This is a genomic window from Pedobacter sp. (genome assembly GCF_045628745.1).
Lineage (GTDB): Bacteria > Bacteroidota > Bacteroidia > Sphingobacteriales > Sphingobacteriaceae > Pedobacter.
In genome coordinates this window covers 1-6301 of sequence record NZ_JAZQPU010000368.1, presented here as the reverse complement: position 1 = coordinate 6301, position 6301 = coordinate 1, and the positions used below count along the sequence as shown (strand labels likewise).

General features: G+C 39.5%; 7 protein-coding genes. 3 read left to right on the top strand and 4 right to left on the bottom strand.

The genetic code is table 11. The annotated features are described in order from the left end of the window. Window positions 1–208 (top strand): hypothetical protein (locus tag ACR2F7_RS13405; RefSeq protein ID WP_432714062.1); only part of this gene is annotated, 208 nt, incomplete at its 5' end. Window positions 209–557: 349 nt separating this feature from the next. Here the strand turns inward: ACR2F7_RS13405 and ACR2F7_RS13400 are convergent. After that, the gene (locus ACR2F7_RS13400; RefSeq protein ID WP_432714061.1) at window positions 558–1355 is read right to left on the bottom strand and encodes a lytic transglycosylase domain-containing protein; all 798 of its coding nucleotides are present in this window, start codon (window positions 1353–1355) and stop codon (window positions 558–560) included. A 218-nt stretch (window positions 1356–1573) separates the two neighbouring features. Between ACR2F7_RS13400 and ACR2F7_RS13395 the strand changes: the two genes are divergently transcribed. Together ACR2F7_RS13395 and ACR2F7_RS13390 are read left to right on the top strand one after the other, a co-directional pair. Next, the gene (locus ACR2F7_RS13395; protein WP_432714060.1) at window positions 1574–2869 is read left to right on the top strand and encodes a pseudouridine synthase; all 1296 of its coding nucleotides are present in this window, start codon (window positions 1574–1576) and stop codon (window positions 2867–2869) included. A 14-nt stretch (window positions 2870–2883) separates the two neighbouring features. Continuing rightward, window positions 2884–4002: a lactonase family protein gene (locus ACR2F7_RS13390; protein ID WP_432714059.1), complete on the top strand. Its 1119-nt coding sequence runs from the start codon at window positions 2884–2886 to the stop codon at window positions 4000–4002. 324 nt (window positions 4003–4326) lie between these two features. Here the strand turns inward: ACR2F7_RS13390 and bshA are convergent, their stop codons facing one another. The 3 genes from bshA to tilS form a co-directional block, all read right to left on the bottom strand. Further along, a complete protein-coding gene (gene bshA, locus ACR2F7_RS13385) occupies window positions 4327–5469 on the bottom strand; it encodes an N-acetyl-alpha-D-glucosaminyl L-malate synthase BshA (RefSeq protein WP_432714058.1) in 1143 nt (380 codons plus the stop codon). A 139-nt stretch (window positions 5470–5608) separates the two neighbouring features. Beyond that, window positions 5609–6094, bottom strand: coding sequence for a hypothetical protein (locus tag ACR2F7_RS13380; RefSeq protein WP_432714057.1), 486 nt, complete (start codon window positions 6092–6094; stop codon window positions 5609–5611). Continuing rightward, window positions 6095–6301: tRNA lysidine(34) synthetase TilS (tilS, locus tag ACR2F7_RS13375; RefSeq protein WP_432714056.1), on the bottom strand; the 207-nt coding region annotated here is incomplete at its 5' end.

The window sequence follows — 6301 nt, the reverse complement described above, 5'->3', positions numbered from 1 at the left end:
CTTTGATATGGCTGACAAAGGGAAAAAGATAGTGATTAAGAGAGGAAGCAAACAAGCTTACGTTCTTACTCCGGTATCAACAGATGATTTATACTTTACGGCTGAGATGGTTGCAAGAATAAAAGAGTCACAGCAAGAGATTAAAGAAGGTAAAAGCATTGTTCTTAAATCAAAAGAAGAATTAGATGATTTTTTCGAGAGCCTGTAACGGATGTATTTTATCATATTCTCACTCAAGGCTCAAGAAGATCTCAAGGCCTTAAAAAAATCAGAACCACAAGCATACAAGAAGGCTCGGTTACTGATAGAGGAGTTGGCGTCTTGTTTATTCAATCAATGACGAAATAATAACCGTTGATATTCTTTCTGCAAGAGGCCATTATAATGACAAATAGCAGTTTTATGCAGTTAATAAAAAGAGTCTTATTGTATCTACCTCATGTTAAGGATTTATAATCATACCTTCAAAAAAAAATCCACTAACACAAAAGCATTAGTGGATTTATAATTTATATTGATTTTATTTCTCAATAAATCTCTGTCGATCTTAAAAATTATTACTCTTTGTTCAGGGCCAGCAACTCTTTCCTTGCTGAATAACCATAACGAACAGGATTTTTAATAATTTGCTTCATAGAAATTAACTTATAAACGTAAGCACCGGTTTCACGGTTAAGCTTCATTTTAAAATAATTGCTTTGATTTTGTCGGTCCATCTGTTTTCTCATGTGTCCATCGCCTACATTGTAAGCGGCTGCAACCAGTGCCCAGTTTCCGAAAATGCCGTGTAATTCTTTGATGTATTTACAGGCTGCGATGGTAGACTTGCGTAAGTTGTTACGTTCGTCAACTTTGTCATTTACTTTTAAGCCATAACTGCGTGCCGTGCCTGGCATAAACTGCCAAAATCCAGCGGCGCCTTTTGGCGATTCTCCACCCTGCAAACCAGATTCTACAAGTGGCATGTATTTAAAATCTTCAGGTATGCCGTAAGATTTCAAAATTGGCTCTATGATAGGGAACCATTCTGCCGCTTTTCTGTGCAAGCGATGGGTTTGAACTCTTGCATAAGAAAAGGTGTTGAGTGCCTTTATCATCTTCGCTGCCGCCTTTTTATCGCCTTGTGGCAGCGTCACTTTTGCAAAATTCATCAGCACCTTTTTTGTTTTCGGTGCCTCTACTTTAACTACCTTAATTGCTTGAGGTACTTCCTCTATTTGAGGGCTTTTAACGGGTGTTCTATTTACTACTTTTACTACACTTTTTTCTGCTGGGGGCAGTTGGTAAGCAAACACTGTTGCCACAATCAATAAGGTTAAAATTACCGACCATGTTACTACGTGTTTCTTTATCATTTTCCTCCTTTTTTAGGTTAAACAATTAAAACGCCTGCAAACATACGTTATATTTATCTAATTATCAAGCTATTACAAAAACACCCCTCAAAATCAAGGTTTAAACATACCTCAGCGCCGATTTTAATTTATTGCAAAGCCCTTCATTTATCGATTTAAGATTCCACTAATTTTTGCTAAATTTGCTGCCCGCATATTTATGTGGTTAACAGTTTATCATGATTAAAAATAATAACAGGAACAGTCGGGATGACAAGTCCAAACCGGGCAACAGAAGCACTACTGGCAGAAGCAGAAGTGAATCAGAAAGTACTTACAAGGGCAAAAGCAAGTTTGGCGAAAAGGACGATAAGGAAAAACCTAAAACTGGCTACCAGGGCAAAAGTACAGGTCCAAGAGACTTCAAACCAAGAGAAGGCAGAGATGGCGACTCAAGAGGTTACCAGGGTAAAAGCACTGGCTCAAGAGACTTTAAACCAAGAGAAAGCAGAGACGGAGATTCTAGAGGTTACCAGGGTAAAAGTTCTGGACCTAGAGATTTCAAACCTAGAACACCTAGAGACGGCGACAGCGCGGCTCCAAAAACAAGAGGTTATATCAAGAAAGATAATTTTGCTGCAGGTGCTGAAAAGCCTTTCAGGAAATTCGATGATAAAAAGAGCTCCAGCTCTAGAAGTACTGACAGCAGACCTTTCAGAAAAAGAGAGGATGATGGCAACAGACCGGTATTTAAATCGCAAGGTGATAAAAATACGGTTATGCGGACCAGAAAACCTGCTGAACCTAAAGAAGACGATGGACTGATTCGTTTAAACCGCTACATTGCCAATTCAGGAATATGCTCCCGTCGTAAAGCGGATGAGTTAATTTCGGCTGGTGTAGTGAGTGTAAACAATTTGGTTGTTACTGAATTAGGACATAAAGTAGATCCTGCAAAAGACAACGTGCGCTATAATGGTGAGTTGTTGAAACGCGAAAAAAGAGTATATGTGTTGTTAAACAAACCTAAAGATTACATCACCACAACTGATGATCCTCAGGAAAGACGCACAGTAATGCAATTGGTAGAAAAAGCAAGCAGGGAACGTATTTATCCTGTAGGCCGTTTAGACAGAAACACAACTGGTTTATTATTGATGACCAACGATGGTGACCTTGCTGATAAACTTTCTCACCCTAAAAACGGTATCACCAAAATTTACCAGGTAGAATTAAACAATAGCTTAAGCCAGGGCGATTTAAACAAAATTCAATTCGGTTTAGAATTAGAAGATGGTTTGATCAAGCCAGACAGCGTTTCTTATGTTGCCGGTGGTAGCAAAAAAGAAATCGGTATCCAGATTCACAGTGGAAAAAACAGAATTGTGCGCAGGATTTTTGAACACCTGGGTTACGAAGTTGTTAAACTTGACCGTGTGGTTTATGGTAACCTGACTAAAAAAGATCTTCCTCGTGGAAGATGGCGTTACCTTGAAGAGCATGAGTTGATCCAAATCAAACATCTGATTAGATAATTAAAAACATGAATATGTATAAGATCCTCTCCCTGTTACCCGTATTGCTTGTTTGTTTGGGCGCGCAAGCACAGCAAACAGACTATAATTTACTCATTGGTACTTATACCAATACTGGGAAAAGTGAGGGGATCTATACTTATAACTTCAACACTGCTACTGGGGATACACAATTGAAAAGTGTAACCAAGAACGTCAATAACCCTAGTTACCTGGCGCTTTCTCCTGATCAGCAATTTGTATACAGCGTTAACGAAACCGGAAAAGAAAGTGCCGTAAGTGCTTTTAATTTCAATGCCGCTAATGGTGAGCTGAAATTCATTAACCAGCAAAACAGTCAGGGTGCTGATCCTTGTTACCTCACCGCTGATGATAAATACGTAATCGTAGCCAACTATTCTGGTGGCAGTCTTGCTGTTTTCGGCAGAAACGATGATGGTTCGCTTAGCGAGGCTAAACAAGTTATTCAACATACCGGCAAAAGTATCGATCCTAAAAAAAGACAGGAAAGTGCACATGTGCACATGGTGCAGTTTACACCCGACAAGAAATTCTTAATCTGCAACGACCTTGGTGAAGACATGGTTTATATTTACAAATATAACCCGCTTGCCAAAAGACAGATCCTGAGCCTTAAAACCGTTTATAAGGCCCCGGCAGGCAGCGGACCAAGACACCTAACGTTCAGTCCAAATGGTAGATTTGCTTACCTTACGCATGAGTTTAACGGCAGTATCACAGCTTTTAGTTACACCAATGGCACCTTAAACCGCCTGCAGGCAATAGGCACTACAGAAAAAGGCTTTACCGGCAGCGTAGATGCTGCAGATATCCATGTTTCTGCTGATGGTAAATTTTTATACCAAAGCAACCGTGGCGATGCCAATACCATTTCTGTGTTCTCTATCTTCCCAACAGGAAAACTTGCCTTTGTATCCAGAGTGAGTTCTTTGGGTAAAGGACCAAGAAATTTCACCATAGACCCTTCTGGTCGCTTTTTATTGGTGGGTCATCAAAACAGCCATCAGGTTGTTATTTTTAACAGAAACACCACCACCGGCGCTTTGACCGATTCTGGTAAAAGAATTGAAGTAGGCGCTCCTGTGTGTTTATTGTTTGCCAAAGGCAACTAGCTAATTCTAGCCACTAATCCCCTTCCTTCTAAATTTCTTCAACCTTTACAATAAATGTAATGGCATAGGTAATTGTTTATACACCTATTAGACACCTATCTATTCAATAAGCCTTGGCAGGGCATTGAGATAGCCTTCGTAGGGCTATGAGATATACCTACGCCCTACGAAGGCCCTACAAAGGCCCTATGAACGCCCTCTAAACTAATATTTCTCAGATAGGTAATTATAAGTTTATAAATTGCTGGAATGAGCATCAATAAAAAACAAAAGCCACAACATTAAAAAATGCTGCGGCTTTTAAATATGGCAATCGGTAAACCCCTAAGAAGTTAATACCTTTTGATTTTCAATAATGCTTTCATAATAATCGATATACATAGGCAGCACTCGTTTTAAATCAAAGTCTTGAGCTCTTTTTAAAGCGTTTTCTTTAAACTGCTGCAATACATCGTCATTTTCAAGGATGGCAATTGATTTATTGGCCATGTCTTCAACATCGCCAACATTGCTCATGTAGCCGCAATAGCCATCAATGTTAAGCTCTGGTAAACCACCAGAATTGGAGGATATTACCGGTACTTTACAAGCCATGGCTTCTAAAGCTGCCAGGCCAAAACTCTCAGACTCTGAAGGCATCAAGAATAAATCAGACACCGATAAAATCTCTTCTACGGCATCTTGTTTACCTAAAAAGCGCACATGTTCTACAATCCCCAGGTCTCTGCACAATTGCTCATCATAAGCACGCTCAGGTCCATCGCCAACCATCAATAACTTTGAAGGCACCTTTTGTAAAATCTTTTGGAACATCGCAATGACATCCATTGTTCTTTTAACTTTCCTGAAGTTGGAAGTATGGATCAGGATGCGCTCATTATTGGGTGCTATCGCTTTTTTAAAATGGTCTTTTGGCTGCAGGCTAAACCGCTGGAAATCTATAAAGTTAGGAATCACCTTAATTTCCCTGGTGATGTCAAAATGTTTCAGGGTATCATCTTTCAGACTTTGCGAAACGGTAGTAATACCGTCAGACCTATTAATGGAGAAAGTAACGACCGGTTTATAGGTTGGATCTTTGCCGACAAGGGTAATATCTGTACCGTGTAAAGTAGTGACAAAGGGAATATGGATGCCATAAGTAGCTAATATTTGCTTGGCCATATAGGCTGCAGAAGCATGAGGGATGGCATAATGAACGTGCAGGATATCGAGTTTCTCAAACCTGACTACATCTACCAACTTGCTTGCCAGTGCAGATTCGTAGGGTGCATAATCAAACAAAGGATAATCACGCACGGAAACTTCATGGTAGAATAAATTTGAAGAGAAGAAGTCTAAACGCGCAGGTTGACTATAAGTAATAAAGTGAACCTGGTGACCTTCGTCAGCAAGTGCTTTACCTAATTCTGTAGCCACTACACCACTTCCTCCAAATGTTGGGTAACAAACTATACCTATCTTCATTCGAATAAATTATTGTTTTTTGTTGTGCTCATAGCAGCACCAGCTTAACCTATTCAAAGAATAGCTCTTTAAATAATGTTGCAAATTAGCACACTTCTATTGAGCTTTGTGTTACACAATTGCAATTATTTTGTGAATTCTACTTTTGCTTCATTTCTTCCTGTATCACCAGGAACATTTCATTAGGTCTTTGAGTGCCAATAAAATACTCCAAACCATCGCGGTCCGTGAGTACAATGGCATCCTTGCCAGAAGCGTAAAAGCGGATGCTGCCCTTTCTATGGAGGTTATAAACTGGGTTATTAAGGATAAAGTTGTTGTATTTGTCTTTGCGCACCTTCACAATGCTGTTTAGGTCGATCTTCACTTTCTTGGCAGTCCAAAGTCCATCAATAATGATACTTTTATTATAGATGACGGTTTTATACTGAATCATAAACATCAGGATGATGGAGATGCCGATGATGCCAAAACCTACAATCAGGTATAGATCCTGGGTATTGTCGCGATCGCGCTCATAAACATAAGCTGCAAAACAAAAAGCAGCAATGACCATACGGATCACAATGCGGATGTAATCCCTGCCGATATATTGTTTTTCCAGGTATGCGTAATGGTTTACCATTTATGTAAGATCAGTTGTTGCAGATTTAAGTTCGAATATAGTTACTTTTTTGGTAGTAGAACTTACTTTATATCTATTGTCGGTCCGCATACCAGCAATCCAAACGATTTCTCCATCACCATTCACCAACAGCGGCACCTGCAATTTGAGTGGGCGTGGTACTTTTTGGTCTATAAAAAAATCGCTCAGTTTCTTAAACACTTTCAT

What these genes read in the sequence shown, in the direction of transcription:
- ACR2F7_RS13400 (WP_432714061.1), bottom strand. Translation starts at nt 1,355, where the DNA reads ATGATAAAGAAACACGTAGTAACATGGTCGGTAATTTTAACCTTATTG.
- bshA (WP_432714058.1), bottom strand. Translation starts at nt 5,469, where the DNA reads ATGAAGATAGGTATAGTTTGTTACCCAACATTTGGAGGAAGTGGTGTA.
- ACR2F7_RS13395 (WP_432714060.1), top strand. Translation starts at nt 1,574, where the DNA reads ATGATTAAAAATAATAACAGGAACAGTCGGGATGACAAGTCCAAACCG.
- ACR2F7_RS13390 (WP_432714059.1), top strand. Translation starts at nt 2,884, where the DNA reads ATGTATAAGATCCTCTCCCTGTTACCCGTATTGCTTGTTTGTTTGGGC.
- ACR2F7_RS13380 (WP_432714057.1), bottom strand. Translation starts at nt 6,094, where the DNA reads ATGGTAAACCATTACGCATACCTGGAAAAACAATATATCGGCAGGGAT.